This is a genomic window from Hymenobacter tibetensis (assembly GCF_022827545.1).
GTDB classification, from domain to species: domain Bacteria; phylum Bacteroidota; class Bacteroidia; order Cytophagales; family Hymenobacteraceae; genus Hymenobacter; species Hymenobacter tibetensis.
In genome coordinates this window covers 338,220-351,825 of record NZ_CP094669.1, presented here as the reverse complement: position 1 = coordinate 351,825, position 13,606 = coordinate 338,220, and the positions used below count along the sequence as shown (strand labels likewise).

Genomic DNA, 13,606 nt, shown 5'->3' with positions numbered 1-13,606 from the left:
GAACGATAGTGCTTCATTAGAACGCACCCCTCTCCTGCAGGGGAGGGGCCGAGGGTGGGGTCAACGAAACGCCTGAGGCAGCTTTTCCAACAGCAATGGTTGCAACGGCGCGGGTAGTAGCCTGCCTTGCGCATCGAACACGCCTAGCTGCTGTAGCCATGCCTCGAACTCTGGGGCGGCGCGCAGATTGAGCACGCTGCGGATGTAGAGTGCATCGTGGAAGGACGTGGATTGGTAGTTGAGCATGATGTCGTCGGCGCCGGGCACGCCCATGATGAAGTTGCAGCCAGCCACGCCTAGTAGCGTGAGTAGGGTATCCATGTCGTCTTGGTCGGCTTCGGCGTGGTTGGTGTAGCAGATGTCCATGCCCATGGGCAGGCCGAGCAGCTTACCGCAAAAATGGTCTTCCAGCGCCGCTCGGATGATTTGCTTGCCGTCGTAGAGGTACTCGGGGCCGATGAAGCCGACCACCGAGTTGACGAGCAGCGGCTTGAAACGGCGGGCTACGGCGTAAGCACGGGCTTCGCAGGTTTGCTGGTCGAGGCCGTGGTGGGCGTTGGCGCTAAGGGCGCTGCCCTGGCCAGTTTCGAAGTACATAACGTGCTGGCCCACTGTCCCTCGATTGAGGCTAAGCGTGGCTTGCCACGCCTCATCGAGCAGCGACAGATTGATACCGAAGCTGGCATTGGCAGCCTCCGTACCGGCAATACTCTGAAATGTCAGGTCCACTGGGGCTTGCTGCCGCACCAGTTCCAGCGTGGTCGTGACGTGGCACAGCACGCACGACTGCGTGGGAATGGCATACTGCTGCCGAATAGCGTCGAGCATTTCCAGCAGGTTCCGAACTGCAGCAGGATTGTCGGTGGCGGGGTTGATGCCGATAACGGCGTCGCCGCTGCCGTAGAGTAGGCCGTCGAGGAGGCTGGCGGCAATGCCGCGGGCGTCGTCGGTGGGGTGGTTGGGCTGCAGACGGGTAGCTAGGTGGCCCCGCTGGCCCAACGTGTTGCGAAACTGCGTTATCACCTCGCACTTGCGAGCCACGGCAATCAGTTCTTGGTTGCGCATGAGCTTACTGACGGCGGCCACCATTTCCGGGGTCAGGCCGGGGGCCAATAGCTGAAGCGTAGGCGTGTCAGTGGTATCAGCCAGCAACCAGTCGCGCAATTGCCCCACCGTGAAGTGGCTAACAGGTGCAAACGCGGCGGCATCGTGCGTGTCGAGAATCAGGCGCGTTACCTCGTCCTGCTCGTAGGGAATGAGTGCTTCGTTGAGAAAATTTCGGAGCGGAACTTCAGCCAACGTAAGCTGAGCGGCTACCCGCTCTTCATACGTTTCGGCAGCCACCCCCGCCAGCACGTCGCCCGACCGTAGCGGGGTGGCCTTTGCCAGCAGCGTTTTCAGATCAACAAATTGATAGACCCTATTGCGAATGGTATGGTGGTAGGCCATAAGAGAATTCTCTAAGAGGCATTTCAAGCTAATTTCTAGTTCGCCAGAACGGTGTACAGCTGTCTAGTTGGGTCTTACCTTTTACATCAACGCCCACCGTCGTGGTGTCAATGCTACAACGCCGGTAGGCTTTTTTAAGTCGTTGTTGGGTAACGCGAACAGCTTCTAGATTATTCTTGGGAAGGCAGTTCTACTACCTTTCTTGTGTTGCTACCACTGCCTTTGGCTTCGCCAAGCCCAGCAGCCTATATACCCCTAGCAACAACCCCAGGCCCACGAAAAACACTAAGCTCAGCAGCCAGTTGTAATACATAATAGCCCCCAAGCTCACCAACGACAATACCGTAGCAATCAGCGGAAACCAAGGGTAAAACGGCGTAACGAACGGCCGCACCAGGTTGGGTTCTTTCCGCCGCAGCACAAACAAACTCAGCAAACTAACCAGGTACATCAGCACCGCGCCCAACACCGACAGAATAATAAGCTTGTCGGTGGTACCTGTCAGCAGCGATACGCAACCCACTACCCCACCGGCCACCAAAGCCCAGTGTGGCGTTTGGAACCGCGGGTTAACGCGGGCCAGAAAGCCCGGCAGATAGCCGCTGCGCGCCAAGGCAAACACCTGCCGCGAGTACCCAATGATGGTGCCGTGAAACGAAGCCACCAAGCCAAACAAGCCAATGCTGGCAAACACTTTGGTCCAAGGGCTGCCTTTGCCCAGCGCATAACTCAACGCCTCAGGCAGCGGATAGTCAATGGTGCTGAGGCGGTGCCAGTCGGTAACGCCGCCGGTAAGGACCATCACGCCTAGGGCCAGCAATACCAGCGTGAGCAAGCCATAGGTATAGCCGATGGGGATGGTGCGCCTCGGCTCCTCTACTTCTTCGGCCACCATGGCTACACCCTCAATAGCCAGGTAAAACCAGATGGCAAACGGCAAAGCGGCAAACACACCCGCCGCGCCAAAAGGCATAGGGTCGGCGAGGAAGTTGCTGGCCTTGAAATGCGGTGCCACCAGTCCCATAAATACCAGCAGCTCTGCCACGGCCAGCAAAGTAACCACCAACGAAAACAACGCCGACTCCTTGATGCCCAGCAGGTTGATGCCGATAAACACTACGTAGCTGCCCAGCGCCGTAGCCAGTACGGGTACGCTCGGGTACAAGAAGTGCACGTAGCTGCCTAGTGCAAACGCAATGGCCGGCGGCGCGAACAAAAACTCCACTAGCGTGGCATAGCCAGCCACAAATCCGCCCACGGGGCCCAGCGCCCGGTGGGCATAGGCAAACGGCCCACCGGCATGCGGAATGGCCGTTGTTAGTTCCGTAAAGCTGAAAATGAACGTGATGTAGAGTACCGTAATCAGGAGCGTGGCCACCAGAAACCCAACGGTGCCCGAAACTGCCCAGCCGTAGTTCCAGCCGAAGTACTCGCCGGAAATAACTAGCCCTACCGCAATGGCCCATAGGTGCAGCGGCTTCAGTACTTTCTTTAAGGCCGGCGACGGGGCAGCATCGTTCATACAATAGGCGAAAGGGGTTCAGCTACACCCTTAACATAGCGCTAATTGCACAAAATCACCAACGGAAAACCATGCAGGACTGACCTGACCAACTAGCCCATTGCACTTGATCTGGTATCGGTGTGGTGTGGTTGTGTGGCCTCCTGTTGGGCTCCCGTACGTTCAACCTGTTTTCACCTCTTGCAGGTACGCCATTATTCCGCCCTTCAGATTATACAGGTTATCGAACCCGAAGTGCTCTTCCAACTGGCGGATGGCTTTTGTGCTACGGCCGCCCGTTTTGCAGTGTACTACTACTTTTCGGTGGCGGTCAATCTTATCGGTATTGTCTTGTAGTGTATCTAGTGGCAGCAGCAGGGCGTCCATGTTGGCGCTGGCATATTCATCTGGCTGGCGCACGTCAATCAATTGAAAATCTTCCCCTGCGTTCTGCCACTCATGAAGCTGGGCAACGGTAATTTCCCGCACTGGCTTTTCAATTACCGGCATACCACAGAACTGCTCGTAATCAATCAGCTTGTCGATGGTTGGGTTCGTGCCGTTGAGCGGATTATCGGAGCTGCGCTTGATGTTGAAGGTGCGGGATTGAAAGCTTAGCGCATCGAAATTAAACAAGCGCCCACTGAGCACTTCTCCTACGCCCGTCACAACCTTGATAACTTCCAGCGCTTGTAGGCTGCCAATTATACCAGGCAACACGCCCAATACGCCACCTTCCGCACAACTCGGAACCATTCCTGGAGGTGGCGGAGTGGCGTACAAATCACGGTAGTTGGGACCTAGCTCACCCGCACTATCCCGGTAGTTGAACACCGAAACCTGGCCTTCAAACTGCAGAATGGACGCGTAGACGTTGGGCTTGCCAAGCAGTACGCACGCGTCGTTTACCAGGTAGCGGGTCGGAAAATTGTCGGTACCATCGGCCACCACATCATACTCTCCAATCAGCTCTAAGGCGTTTGCAGAGGTTAACGGGGTGTTGTACACCTCAATTTGGATGTATGGATTCAACGCCTGTAGCCGACGCTTCGCCGCTTCCGCTTTGGGCTGCCCAATTTCCTCCACTCCAAACAACACCTGCCGATGCAAGTTGCTGTCCTCAACGACATCGAAATCCACGATGCCAATCGTACCGACCCCAGCAGCAGCTAGATACAGCAGCATAGGGCTCCCCAAACCACCCGAACCCACTACCAGCACTCTAGCTGCTTTCAGCTTCTTCTGCGATTCCAGCCCAAACTCAGGAATAATAATGTGGCGGTCATAACGAGCCAGCTCTGCCGCGGAGAATGCTAGGGCATTGTGATCCATATACTTATGCTTTTGGTTGATCTATTCCTCCGGCTATGGCAGGCACAATACTAATAACAGAGGTGGCTTGCACCGGGGTCTGCTCTTGCTGCAAAGCACGAATGTCATCGTCGCCCACAAATATGTTGATGAACGAAGGGATTTTTCCGTCTGGGGTGCGCAGGTGCCTTTTAAGCTCAGGATACTGAAGGGTCAACTCACTTACAACATCGGACACGGTGGTTGCCGACACTTGTACCCGCGAGGCGTTGCCCGTGAATTTCCGTAGCGGCGTTGGAACAATTACAGTTGCCATGGCTTTAAAATGAATCGGTGATGTGTATTGGTTCGTTCTCGAAGTGCCCTTCATCACTCAAACGCCAGGATTGCACATCGTCAACTCTTCCGCCCAGCACCGAAACAATCAGATAAGAGAAGTACGGAAATGCGGCTTGGCTATCGTGTTTCGAGGGCACAGCGGAATGTTCGGGATGAGAATGGTACACGCCAAGCAGTTGCATCTGCTTTTGCTCGGCGAACTGCTCGGCAAACAGGTAATCTTTAGGTGCTATGCGGAACCGCAAACGCTTGTCGTTTTGCTCGGCATTTGCCACAGCCATAGTTTCCGTGACAACACGGCCAGCCTCTTTGTCGTGACCGAATACAAACCCACAGCATTCCTCAGGTGAGGATGCCGCGTGAGCTTGAATTTTGTCTAATAAGGCCTTATGGATGCGCATCATTAGTTACCGTTGTTTCCCAAGCAGCCAACTACTTATGGTGTAGACCGGGCACAGAAAAAGGGCTCCGTGAGCCGGCTGCTCTTTGAAATTTAAACGCGAAGTAGCTGCTACGCTTGCTATATACTACAGGTAGCATGGCACGCTACCGTTGTGTTTCTGCAACAGAAAAATACAAGCTTTGTTTTTCTATACAAATTGATGGTTTCTCGTAGCGTATTTATTTTCCAACGCTTCAAATAATAAAGAAGCCATGGGACTATGCTTGGCAGCCGCCGCTTTGTCTATACTGTCGGCAGGCAATTGCAGCCCCCACTTCAATATATTCAGCGTCTCTTGTTCGGGCTCATTTTCAAGCGCTTCCTTAACAAGTATTTTCAATCCTTCTGTCAGGTATTCTTTTGTTTGCGCTTCTCCTTTTGCTGTTTGCAGCTGACGAATTACTAGCTCCAGCTTTTCTTTTTCGCTTCCGTGTATGTGAGATATAATAATATCTCCTTCCTGATTATGTTCTCTGTGCCTGTTTTCGTACACATTGATGAGGAGATTGAGTTCTGTAGGATCAGACCAATCTAACTGCCCCCGGAAAAAGCTTTCGTCATACCCCGTAGGATTACCTTGGAATATAATTGGGATGTCTCTACCCGATTGTTTGATATAATATAAAGCCACTTGCAAGCTTTCAACCGGCCACTCTAAATTTCTGACCAAAAGGAACTTACACCTGTTGTCTTCTGAATAAATCAGCGCATTCAACATCAGGCAAGCCGCCTCCTTTACGTTCTGTGCCGTTACGAATTTGCCCGGCGAGTGTACAGCTACATAGTCATCGTTGTCACTGGCATAGCGTAGTTCCCTATCCATCAAGCTATTGTCAAGAATATGGGTAAACCTGACCATAGAATACTTGATCTTGCTTTCTTTGGAATAAGTAGCCAAGATATACTCGCATAGCTTTTTGGTTGCGGCGTATACCTCTTCTGTGTAATACCTGCTGGCTTTTCCCGTAGAGGAAAACACGCATTGTTTAACCGACTTAGCAAGCTCACACGCCCTTACTACATTGTAAGTACCCAGAACATTGGTATCGACGGTATGTACTATGTTCTTTTCGGCGTAGCCAGGATTGCGCTGCGCAGCGGTGTGAAAAACAAGGTCTGGCCGATGAGCAATAAAAGCGGAATTGATAGATTTTATATCTGTGATATCACAATTTACATAAACGATTTTTTCGCTGCGTACCGGAGCGTTAGCAACAGTTGCTTGATCAAGCCTATGTAGCACAACAATGCGCTGTACATTGAAATGCAATAGCTCTTCTATCAAGGCGGAACCAACACAGCCTAAGCCTCCAGTAATCAAACAGATACTACCATTCAGCTCACTATGAATTTTTTCGGATGGAAGGCTAATTCTTCTTTCCCGGGCCGAAGCAAATGGGTGCTCGGATAATCGGCCTTGCAAGTAGTATGACCTAATCAATTCCTTGGTCAACCGCTTCAACTCCTTATAAGGTGCAGCTTTATCACTATACCGCGACAACTCCCATATTTTCTTATACAGATCTTCTTCCATGGTACTTGCTAGCAATATGAATTGCACTTATTTTCCTTAATAAAGGTAACGACTAAATATCTTCAAGCTTTTGTCCAGTATAATAATTGTTAAGTTAAATTTATTTAATATATGGTAACCACCTGGGGTACAAGCCCTTGTATATATAAATATAAGGCAAAAAATCTGTGCTTTACAAAGATATTGAACGAATACGAGCAATCTAGCACTTCTTCCCTGCCTTGCTTTTCTTACTACTAACAAGGCCTTGTAGTAAAGCGCCCGCAGAGCGTAATCAGTTGGATATTTGCTTGTTGCTTGACACTTGGATCAGGCCTTGTTATCCACCTGAACTTTACTGTCGGCTTCCTTGTAATACTCTATGCTATATTTCAAATGCTTAACTTTATCAGTGAAAGCATTCAGACCAATAAAACCAACAACACATGGGGAAATCCCAAGCAAGCTTCGGCAAAAAGGAAAACGAGAAAAAGCGCCAAAAGAAGAAGATGGACAAGGAGGAGCGCAAAGAAGAGCGCCAAGCTGCCGCTAAGAAAGGGCAGAACCTCGATGAGATGCTTGCCTATGTAGACGAAAACGGCAACATTTCAACTACTCCCCCAGATCCGACCAAGAAAAAGGAAATCAAGGTCGAAGATGTCCGCATTGGGGCACTGAAGCAGGAGGATCAGGAGCAGGAAGACCCGATCCGGAAAGGCACCGTTACGTTCTTCAACGACTCGAAGGGCTACGGCTTCATCAAAGACCAGCAAACGCAGGAAAGCGTTTTTGTGCATGCCAACAGCCTTGGTGGCATCACGATAAAAGAGAACGACAAAGTAACTTTCGAGGTGGAAATGGGCCAGAAAGGTCCTAGCGCCATCAGCGTGAAAAAAGCCACCGAATAGAGTGAACCTTACTTGAAAAACGGCAGCCACTCCAAGGAGTGGCTGCCGTTTTGCGTTTACCGCTGGCGTGCTAGCTGCTCTGGCCTTAGAGCAGTAGCACATCAATGCGGTGGGCGTGCACCATTTCCAGCTTGGTAGACCACGCAAAAACAGTGAAGTAGCCATCCTGGGACGCTACTAGGGCTAGCGAATCGCGTTGGTCGTATACAAACTGGGCGGCGGCTAAATGGCGGGTGCCCCCGTTTTGGGCGGGGTGCAGATGCCGGGCCACGCTATCTACCACCGGCTCCGTCAGCACCATCTTATCAACGGGCTGGCTGGACTCGGCCCGAGATACCTTCGTGCCGAACGCCAGCAGGTGGTAGTCGCGAGTGATAACCGTAGCGCCATCTACGGCCGTGAAACCACCTACAATCCCGATGGCCTGCCGAATTTCCTCGCGCCATTGCCATTTGGCTTGCTCTTGCTGCCGGCCTTCGGCAATACCAATGTATGCGGGCAACACCGGGTAGGTAATCGGTTTGACAATGGACTCCTGCCACTGGTTGGAATTCGGCGGAACCACCAGTACCAATCCACCCCGCCCGTGCGCCCGCATGACGGCCGCCAGTTCTCCCAGCACGTTGTCGGTTTCGCCGGCGGTGGTAGGGAGGCTGCGGCCCGGCAGAAACGCCTGTAGGGCCGGGCAGTCGTCCATGATGGTACTTTCCGCGTCTACCAGTTGAAGTTGGTCGCCGCGCAGAATGGCCACGTTCACAAATTTGCCGAAGCCATCGGCACGGCGGTGCTTTACCACCAGCAAGCCCGGCTCCACCACTTCTATCACCAAGCAAAGCGGCGGAATTCCGGTGGCCGTGCCCCACACATAAAGGCCTTCTTCATCGTGCCATACACCCAAATGAATACCGGGCTGTTCTACCGCTGGCGCTAACTTAAGCAGATTGTAGGGTATCAGGCGGCGCTTGCTGAATACCACCGGCTGGGTGGCTTGCGTCGGCTCCAGCAGTGCCAGCGAGATTTTAGGTGGGTGCCCTTCCTCCCGGCGTAAGCTTGCCCAGAAGGCGGCATCAATCATCACCTCTACCAACTGTGGCGGCGGTGGGGAAGCCAGTACGCTAGTGTCTTGGTGGCTCGCGGCGGCATGGTGGCGAGCAAAATACATTTCAATCATGGGAGCGACTACACGAGCCGCTAGATACGTTGGTTCAGAAAGCATACCTGGCAAGTACGGAGCTTTTGGGTTGGATACTACTTCCTACGGCCGTTCAGCCCACAAGTGCATGTTGTGTGCCTGTAGGAACACTCTGTGCTGCCGGTGGCAGCTAAGAATATACTCAACCTGCAGCGTTGCAAATTGTGGTAGCTTTCTGCTGCACCAGGCTTGGCAGTGCTTGGTTCTGGGATGTTCTCTTTCCTACTTCTCTCTTTAGGTCAATGAAAAAAGCGTTCTTACTCCTATTCGGCCTGTGTTCTGTCGTTCAAAGCATTGCCCAGTCCAAACCGACTGATTTGTTGCTAGTAGGCACCTTCCATTTTCACAATCCCGGGGGCGATGTAGCCAAAGTGAAAACGTTCGACGTGATGACCCCGAAGGTTCAGGCAGAGTTGGAAAACATAACCAATAACCTAGCGGCGTTTCGCCCCGACAAAATTTTTGTGGAGTGGGACTACAGCGACCAGCGCGGATTAGACGAGCTATACACGCAGTACCTCGGGGGCAAGTACGAAGAGTACATTCAAGCCACCTACCCGACGCCCGGAAAAAGAGATTTCTATCTGAAAAACGAGATTGTGCAGCTAGCTTTTCGGGCCGGCAAGAAAGCCAAGCTTACCCGGATTCACGCCTTCGACTACAACAAGATTTCGCTGCCTTTTGATAGTGTTATGCAGGCCATTGCGGTTGCCAAACAAGAGCCGTTGCTGAAGAGCCTAAATGATGCAAGAGCAAGTATAGAGACCAGTCAAAACAAGAAAATAGAAACCTACACGCTCACGCAGCTCTTGCTCGACGCCAACACCAAAGAGAACCTGACCTTCAACAAAGGCATTTACCTCGACAAGTTCAACAGAGCCGGCACCGCCAGTAATTTTTCCGGCCCCCGGATGGTATCTGAATGGTATCGGCGCAACCTGTACATGTACTCGTTGCTGCAAAAAATGGTGGAACCGCAAGACGATAAGGTGATGGTTCTCGTAGGCTCGGGCCATGCCGCTATCATCCAGGATTTCGTTACCTACGACAGCACCTTCAAGCTAACAGAACTGAAGAATGTCTTGAAAAAGTAAGCCGATTCGCCCCCACCTGTCTGCATAGAGGCCTCTGGCTTGAAGCCTTGCGGTGGGCACGCTACTAGCACCTACCTGCACCAGTTGTCTCACACAAGCGAAAAACCACTGACAATAAAAAAGGCCCTTAGCTAAAGCTAAGGGCCTTTTTTATTGCTTTGAAGCATCTACTGTGCTTCAGAGCGGTCCGGACGGGACTCGAACCCGCGACCTCCGCCGTGACAGGGCGGCATTCTAACCGACTGAACTACCGAACCGTTTTCTTCACCAGAAAAGCCGATGCTTTCCCTTAAAGTGCTGCAAAGGTAAGGGTGAATTTGGGACTTGCAAGGAAAAAGCGGCTTGCATAGCACAGAAAAGCAGATTTTGTTTTCGTTGCTCACTTGAATACCGCCTTTTCCACTAGCATAGCACTCGCTAACAGGGCGTTAGCTGCATACGCACCAGCAGGGTATTTTGCAGCAAAATCAATACTACTCTAGGGTGCGTTTGGGCTTTTTGTGTCTGGAGGCGGCTTTGGCAGGCTTTCTTATAGGATCGGGGCCTTTCTGCTCAGGTTCACTTTCCCTATGCTCATTGGTAAGCGTAGCCAAAGCAGCTTCGGCGGCTTCAGCGCCGGGTGTGGTCTTTACGGCGGCATCGGTTTCGCCTTGCTGCTTGGCCAAGTACGTAAGGCCCGCCGCTAATAAGGCAAGGCCGCCCACTACTTTCTGACCAGTCGTTAGCTTGGTAAGCTGCTTCGTGACTTTGCGAAACTTCTTGAGCGACACAGCAGCCTCATCCAGCAGATCATTCGACTGGTTGCCTTTTTTCGAATCCTTCTTTTTGCCTTTGCTCATGGTGGTGCGGGTGCTAATGAAATGCAGTTCGTTGCTCGTGCTGCACGGTCCAATACGTGTGCCTCACGGGTGCATTTATTCGCAAGCCTTGCGCGTAAGGTTGCCGTTTTTTGCGCTTGGCTTACCTGCCGCGCTGTACTGCTGAGCTACGTATGGGCACTTTTCATGGGTAGGCAGACGCAGCATGATGGCATAGCAAACGCCTATTGCGTGTCCGTGGAAAGCAGCGGAAACATGGGTATCTGTATTGTCTTTTGCTTGCCCAGAAAACATGGGAGTACCGATAGTCGCCTATCCTTCACTGACCCAATCTGTGGTAGTGCTTCGGTGCCGCCTTACCCGCATGCGTAGCGCAATACCAACAACAGCCACCCTCCATACCCCAATGCCAACCAACACCCAATACAGCACCGTGGTCAGCTCACCGAACTCGTACCGCATCTGGCGCGTGCGCATGAAGCCAGTTGCAATAGCCAGGAAGTAAAAGGACTTGTATTCGATGTAAATGAAAAACGCCGTTGCCAGTGCAAACGCTATTCCCGCATGGACCCTACGCTTAAACAACACCGCTGCCAGAAGCATGAAAACAGCATAAAGGCCCGCGCCAATAAGTATCCCACCGATGCCTCCTTGCAGAAGAAAGGCAGCCTTCACTTCTATATCACTGGCACGTACTAGCCCCGGCCAGAACACACCAACACTTCCTACAACACCACTGAGCAGCTTTTTCATGAGCGACGCATAGCAACAAACCAGAGTGGTACACGGCACTTTTGGCGTTCTGTGTAGCCAACACCACAGTATCCATCTGTGCGCAGCTAGCTTCCTTAGAAGCAGCAGTGCAACTGTCTTTCACTACGGGTTTCGTGCCTTCTGGTATGCTCAGGGAAGGAAGCTGGAAATTTCAGTTGCCAAATTGCTTGTTCGGCCCCTACTCTAGGCGTGTAGCGTGGCATCTTGTTGCTACATTTCGCAACCTACATACCCGTTAACTACTTACTCCATTCCTACTATCCGATGACTGAGCAAGATCCTGAATCCGAACAAGAGCCTACCCCCGCTGGTGGCCCCATTTACCGTTACGAAAACGTAGAGCCCGCGGAGTTTGCCCTGGCTTCCGGCGATGAAGACACCATCCAAGCCATTTCCGACCACATTGAGCGCCACATTGGCCCAGTGAGCGGGGTATTTCATGAAATCATCTCCGACAAAGTGCATCTGGACGTGCATTTTGTGGAACCTAGCGCCGACTTTCCGTTCAGAGCATTAGTGACTTCCGGCATGAGCGACCTACCCATGACGGTGCCCGAAGGCGCTGAGGAGTGGCGCTACGCCGAGCTGTGCATCCTGCTGCCCAGCACCTGGGAGTTTCCGGACCTGGGTCCGGATGCCGACAACGAAGACGACGACATCGAAGATCAGTACTGGCCTATCCGGTGGTTGAAGTCTCTAGCCCGCTTCCCCCACGAGTATCGCACCTGGCTGGGCTCCGGCCACACCATCCCCAACGGGGAAGACGCCGAGCCTTTTGCCTCCAACACCAAGCTGGGCTGCATGTTGCTGCTACCTTCTCTCAGCCTGCCCGAAGAATTTCGGGAGTTGAAAATCAACGAGGAGAAAACCGTCTACTTCTACTGCCTCTACGCCATCTACAAGGAGGAAATGGACCTGAAGATGCGCAAAGGCGTGGATGCCCTCATCGACAAGTTTGAGCAACACCGCATCTCCGACGTGATAGACCTCGACCGCCCAAATGTCGCCGCCAAAAAGGGCTTCTTAGGGCTGTGGTAACAGAAGTAACCGATTCTTTAAGAACACCACGGCGCACGTCCGCATCATCCTTTGCGGCGTGCATTACTACATCAAATCCAAGTACCTCGCCCTAGCCCGCATGCACGGCTTCACCCTTCACACCATCGAAGGCGACATCGTGAACCTGAGCAAGCTGCTAGAAGGCGAAACCATCACCATTCAAGGCCAGCAGTACCAAGTGACCAAGGACGGGTTTAAATTGGTGCAGAAGACGTAATCTTTGTATAAACAAGAACACAGCTCAAATCTTATTATCGATATAAATATTTACTAACAACTTTCTTTGGCACAAAATTTTTAAAGCATTTTTTGATTCAAACAAATGATAGTAGCGTTACACCTTCGACATTTTAAAGTTTATAAAGGAATTCACTTTGTTCCATTATCAAATGGGGATAAATTTTGCAGCCTAATAGGGGAGAACGGAACTGGCAAAAGCTCAATACTTGAAGCTATTGATTTTGTTCTTAACAAGAAAGATATAAAGGAATGGCCAATAAATAACGATGCAAAAGCAAAAGGTGGTATAAAGGGAGCAAATAGTCCTTTTATAACAATCACACTGCTAATTAAAAAAGAATCATTAAGACACACAAACGCAGAAGACAGTAAGCATTTTAAAACTGCTCAAAGAATATCAAAGCAATTATGGGAATCAAACATAAAATCAAACTCTAGAACATCCGACGGGTTTAATGAGTATAGAAATAATCTTGCATTAAAGTATAACAAAGATGAATACCTACTTGTAATGATTGGCAAAAGAGCTAATGAACCAGGAATTTATTTTGGGCCAATACATTATGAATTGGGTTTTTTTAATACAGAAGGAAAGCACAATGAATCAGACTTACAAAAGCAATTTGAAGGATTTTATGACTACATAATATCACATTACGCTTACTTATATATACCTGTAGAAACCGACGCCCAACTATACACAAAGTTAGAAACTCAAGATATGCAAAAGTTGATGGATAAAAATATACACAAAGAAATAGAAAAAGCTATTACAAACAAGGTATTAAAAGGGATAAATATAGAATTGAATAAATTTGTAGAGGAAATTGAAGCAACTTTAGAATCATATCAATATAAGGGCAAAAGCAAGAATTCATTAACAATGCCCGACTTGATATCTAAAATAATAGAGGCATATTTTTCTATAAAAATTCTCAATAAAAAAACAAGGATTCGCCTTTAGTA

Annotated in this window: 14 protein-coding genes and 1 tRNA gene; 5 read left to right on the top strand and 10 right to left on the bottom strand. The window is 50.8% G+C overall.

Features of this window, described 5'->3' with window-relative positions; translation table 11 throughout:
- Positions 1 to 60: 60 nt before the first annotated feature.
- The 6 genes from MTX78_RS01405 to MTX78_RS01380 form a co-directional block, all read right to left on the bottom strand.
- Positions 61 to 1,449 carry an ethanolamine ammonia-lyase subunit EutB gene (locus MTX78_RS01405; RefSeq protein WP_243799237.1) on the bottom strand — a complete coding sequence of 463 codons (1,389 nt, stop codon included), beginning with the start codon at positions 1,447 to 1,449 and terminating at the stop codon, positions 61 to 63.
- Between the two features lie 193 nt (positions 1,450 to 1,642).
- Positions 1,643 to 2,971 carry an ethanolamine permease gene (gene eat / locus MTX78_RS01400; protein WP_243799235.1) on the bottom strand — a complete coding sequence of 443 codons (1,329 nt, stop codon included), beginning with the start codon at positions 2,969 to 2,971 and terminating at the stop codon, positions 1,643 to 1,645.
- A 162-nt stretch (positions 2,972 to 3,133) separates the two neighbouring features.
- Positions 3,134 to 4,282: a molybdopterin-synthase adenylyltransferase MoeB gene (gene moeB / locus MTX78_RS01395; protein ID WP_243799233.1), complete on the bottom strand. Its 1,149-nt coding sequence runs from the start codon at positions 4,280 to 4,282 to the stop codon at positions 3,134 to 3,136.
- A gap of 4 nt (positions 4,283 to 4,286) precedes the next feature.
- Positions 4,287 to 4,577, bottom strand: a complete 291-nt coding sequence (locus MTX78_RS01390) for a MoaD/ThiS family protein (RefSeq protein ID WP_243799231.1) — start codon at positions 4,575 to 4,577, stop codon at positions 4,287 to 4,289.
- A 4-nt stretch (positions 4,578 to 4,581) separates the two neighbouring features.
- Positions 4,582 to 5,004 (bottom strand): Mov34/MPN/PAD-1 family protein, encoded by a 423-nt coding sequence (locus MTX78_RS01385; RefSeq protein ID WP_243799229.1) that lies wholly within the window; start codon positions 5,002 to 5,004, stop codon positions 4,582 to 4,584.
- A 186-nt stretch (positions 5,005 to 5,190) separates the two neighbouring features.
- Entirely contained in the window at positions 5,191 to 6,576 is a 1,386-nt protein-coding gene (locus tag MTX78_RS01380; RefSeq protein ID WP_243799227.1) for an NAD-dependent epimerase/dehydratase family protein, read from the bottom strand.
- A 425-nt stretch (positions 6,577 to 7,001) separates the two neighbouring features.
- On the opposite strand from MTX78_RS01380, the gene MTX78_RS01375 reads away from it, so the two are divergent.
- The gene (locus MTX78_RS01375) at positions 7,002 to 7,463 is read left to right on the top strand and encodes a cold-shock protein (protein ID WP_243799226.1); all 462 of its coding nucleotides are present in this window, start codon (positions 7,002 to 7,004) and stop codon (positions 7,461 to 7,463) included.
- An 85-nt stretch (positions 7,464 to 7,548) separates the two neighbouring features.
- Here the strand turns inward: MTX78_RS01375 and MTX78_RS01370 are convergent, their stop codons facing one another.
- Positions 7,549 to 8,679 (bottom strand): putative sensor domain DACNV-containing protein, encoded by a 1,131-nt coding sequence (locus tag MTX78_RS01370; RefSeq protein ID WP_243799224.1) that lies wholly within the window; start codon positions 8,677 to 8,679, stop codon positions 7,549 to 7,551.
- A 218-nt stretch (positions 8,680 to 8,897) separates the two neighbouring features.
- Between MTX78_RS01370 and MTX78_RS01365 the strand changes: the two genes are divergently transcribed.
- The gene (locus MTX78_RS01365; RefSeq protein ID WP_243799222.1) at positions 8,898 to 9,749 is read left to right on the top strand and encodes a DUF5694 domain-containing protein; all 852 of its coding nucleotides are present in this window, start codon (positions 8,898 to 8,900) and stop codon (positions 9,747 to 9,749) included.
- A gap of 183 nt (positions 9,750 to 9,932) precedes the next feature.
- On the opposite strand, the gene MTX78_RS01360 is transcribed toward MTX78_RS01365, so the two are convergent.
- The 3 genes from MTX78_RS01360 to MTX78_RS01350 all read right to left on the bottom strand — a co-directional run bounded on the left by MTX78_RS01360 (position 9,933) and on the right by MTX78_RS01350 (position 11,320).
- A tRNA-Asp gene (locus MTX78_RS01360) sits at positions 9,933 to 10,006 on the bottom strand.
- Between the two features lie 216 nt (positions 10,007 to 10,222).
- A complete protein-coding gene (locus MTX78_RS01355; protein WP_243799220.1) occupies positions 10,223 to 10,588 on the bottom strand; it encodes a hypothetical protein in 366 nt (121 codons plus the stop codon).
- Positions 10,589 to 10,879: 291 nt separating this feature from the next.
- Positions 10,880 to 11,320 (bottom strand): hypothetical protein, encoded by a 441-nt coding sequence (locus MTX78_RS01350; protein WP_243799218.1) that lies wholly within the window; start codon positions 11,318 to 11,320, stop codon positions 10,880 to 10,882.
- Positions 11,321 to 11,605: 285 nt separating this feature from the next.
- Here MTX78_RS01350 and MTX78_RS01345 point away from each other — a divergent pair, with 285 nt between their 5' ends.
- From MTX78_RS01345 to MTX78_RS01335, 3 genes are all read left to right on the top strand, one after another.
- A complete protein-coding gene (locus tag MTX78_RS01345) occupies positions 11,606 to 12,379 on the top strand; it encodes a suppressor of fused domain protein (protein ID WP_243799217.1) in 774 nt (257 codons plus the stop codon).
- Between the two features lie 58 nt (positions 12,380 to 12,437).
- Positions 12,438 to 12,617: a hypothetical protein gene (locus MTX78_RS01340; protein ID WP_243799215.1), complete on the top strand. Its 180-nt coding sequence runs from the start codon at positions 12,438 to 12,440 to the stop codon at positions 12,615 to 12,617.
- Positions 12,618 to 12,722: 105 nt separating this feature from the next.
- Positions 12,723 to 13,604, top strand: coding sequence for an AAA family ATPase (locus MTX78_RS01335; protein ID WP_243799213.1), 882 nt, complete (start codon positions 12,723 to 12,725; stop codon positions 13,602 to 13,604).
- The last annotated feature ends 2 nt before the right edge of the window (positions 13,605 to 13,606 follow it).

What these genes read in the sequence shown, in the direction of transcription:
- MTX78_RS01405 (WP_243799237.1), bottom strand. Translation starts at nt 1,449, where the DNA reads ATGGCCTACCACCATACCATTCGCAATAGGGTCTATCAATTTGTTGAT.
- eat (WP_243799235.1), bottom strand. Translation starts at nt 2,971, where the DNA reads ATGAACGATGCTGCCCCGTCGCCGGCCTTAAAGAAAGTACTGAAGCCG.
- moeB (WP_243799233.1), bottom strand. Translation starts at nt 4,282, where the DNA reads ATGGATCACAATGCCCTAGCATTCTCCGCGGCAGAGCTGGCTCGTTAT.
- MTX78_RS01390 (WP_243799231.1), bottom strand. Translation starts at nt 4,577, where the DNA reads ATGGCAACTGTAATTGTTCCAACGCCGCTACGGAAATTCACGGGCAAC.
- MTX78_RS01385 (WP_243799229.1), bottom strand. Translation starts at nt 5,004, where the DNA reads ATGATGCGCATCCATAAGGCCTTATTAGACAAAATTCAAGCTCACGCG.
- MTX78_RS01380 (WP_243799227.1), bottom strand. Translation starts at nt 6,576, where the DNA reads ATGGAAGAAGATCTGTATAAGAAAATATGGGAGTTGTCGCGGTATAGT.
- MTX78_RS01375 (WP_243799226.1), top strand. Translation starts at nt 7,002, where the DNA reads ATGGGGAAATCCCAAGCAAGCTTCGGCAAAAAGGAAAACGAGAAAAAG.
- MTX78_RS01370 (WP_243799224.1), bottom strand. Translation starts at nt 8,679, where the DNA reads ATGCTTTCTGAACCAACGTATCTAGCGGCTCGTGTAGTCGCTCCCATG.
- MTX78_RS01365 (WP_243799222.1), top strand. Translation starts at nt 8,898, where the DNA reads ATGAAAAAAGCGTTCTTACTCCTATTCGGCCTGTGTTCTGTCGTTCAA.
- MTX78_RS01355 (WP_243799220.1), bottom strand. Translation starts at nt 10,588, where the DNA reads ATGAGCAAAGGCAAAAAGAAGGATTCGAAAAAAGGCAACCAGTCGAAT.
- MTX78_RS01350 (WP_243799218.1), bottom strand. Translation starts at nt 11,320, where the DNA reads ATGAAAAAGCTGCTCAGTGGTGTTGTAGGAAGTGTTGGTGTGTTCTGG.
- MTX78_RS01345 (WP_243799217.1), top strand. Translation starts at nt 11,606, where the DNA reads ATGACTGAGCAAGATCCTGAATCCGAACAAGAGCCTACCCCCGCTGGT.
- MTX78_RS01335 (WP_243799213.1), top strand. Translation starts at nt 12,723, where the DNA reads ATGATAGTAGCGTTACACCTTCGACATTTTAAAGTTTATAAAGGAATT.